1 protein-coding gene is annotated in these 1,494 nt (G+C 61.6%); it reads right to left on the bottom strand.

Going from position 1 to position 1,494, the window contains the following annotated elements:
• Positions 1-295: 295 nt before the first annotated feature.
• Complete coding sequence (locus tag HMPREF0591_RS29760) at positions 296-1,387, bottom strand: tyrosine-type recombinase/integrase (RefSeq protein ID WP_007172599.1); 1,092 nt, start codon at positions 1,385-1,387, stop codon at positions 296-298.
• Between the last annotated feature and the right edge of the window lie 107 nt (positions 1,388-1,494).

Genomic DNA, 1,494 nt, shown 5'->3' with positions numbered 1-1,494 from the left:
GTCGCATAACCCCGGGGTCGGCTGTGTTCAGCGGGGGCGTGTGGCCTCCGCTCAATTGGGTTTGAGTCCTTTACACTTGATGAAGTGCGCTCCGATGCGGCCGGTTAAACAAACGGCTTCGGGACCAGCGTTGGGGATGACCTCCGGGTCTGCGCTCTAGTCGAATGGCCCCGGCCTCGCCAACCTGGCTTGAGGCCGGGGTCTAACGATTGGGTCTCCCTTCCCGTGCGATTGCCAGACAGCCTTGCCGCCACCTCGATCCCTGAGAAATGGGACGAAACAGGGCCAAACCGGATCAGCTGCGGCCCGCACGAAAAGTATCGTCGAGCGAGTCAAGCGCGGTTGCGATGTCGTCAAGCTCGTCGTCGAAGAGATCCGCGTAGGTGTGTGCGGTCACGGTGATTGATGCGTGGCCCATTGCCTTTTGCAGGAGTCGCAAGTCGGCGCCGGCCCGTCGTGACAGCGATGCGTAGGTATGCCGTAGGTCATGCACACGCAAGTTGTCCCGGCCGATCTCAGTCACAGACTTCCGCCAGTTGACCGCACGCTTCCAGTTCTCCAGGCTCAGCCGGGAACCCTTCGGCGACGCGATCGCCGGCGCGCCACAGGGTCGTGCGTCGAGCCGCGCCTTAAGTGCCGGCATCAAGCGCTCGGGGATTGGGACAGAACGTCGGCCGGCTTGCGATTTCGGGTTCCCTTCAACGAGTTTGCCGCCGACTTGGGTCATCGACCGGCGAACACGGATTCGACGAGCGCCCAGGTCGACATCCTCGACATTGAGGCCGGTGAGTTCACCGAATCGTAGGCCTGTGTAAGCCAGGAGCAAGACGACGTCACCTTGAGCGCCGCATGTTTGGGCAAGTGTTGCGACTTCGCCGACGGTTAGATAGACGTGTGTGGCTTGCCGCATCGGTGGGAATTTGGTGCGTGATGCGGGGTTCTTGCCGAGGAGCTGGTCTTCCTCGACGGCGCGGTCAAGGGTCATCTTGAGGACCGAGTGCGTCCACCTCACGGTCCGCGGTCCGAGACCCGACGCTGACATGGCATTCACCCATCGTTGGATCGACTCGTGGTCGATTCTTGCGATCGGCCACGAACCAAACTGTGGCTCGATACGCAGCCTCCAGTTGTCTTCGTATCCGCGGCGGACTTTCGCGCTCAGGTCGGGTCGGGAGGCTAGCCACGATCGATAGACGTTGCGGAGCAGGATTTTGCCGCCGCGTGGGTCCACCCTGACGCCCGCGGCGCTGTCGGTGACGAGCCTTGCTTCGAACTGGCGCGCCTCCCGCTCTGTTCGGAAGCTCTTCTTGCGCTTCGAACGATCCGGTAGGCGCCATTGGACGTCATAACGCACGCCGTCCTTCGTCTCGCGGCGCTTTATGGCCAAGATTCCTCCGGAATGACGTTGGGGGAATTGAGGATCAGTGCCTGCAGCCAGCAGTGAGCGTGTGCAAGCTTGATCGTTAGCTCAAAATTTGCGGTTGTGCTAAGTCG

This window comes from Mycobacterium parascrofulaceum ATCC BAA-614 (genome assembly GCF_000164135.1).
Taxonomy (GTDB): domain Bacteria; phylum Actinomycetota; class Actinomycetes; order Mycobacteriales; family Mycobacteriaceae; genus Mycobacterium; species Mycobacterium parascrofulaceum.
This window is presented reverse-complemented; position numbering and strand designations above follow the sequence as displayed.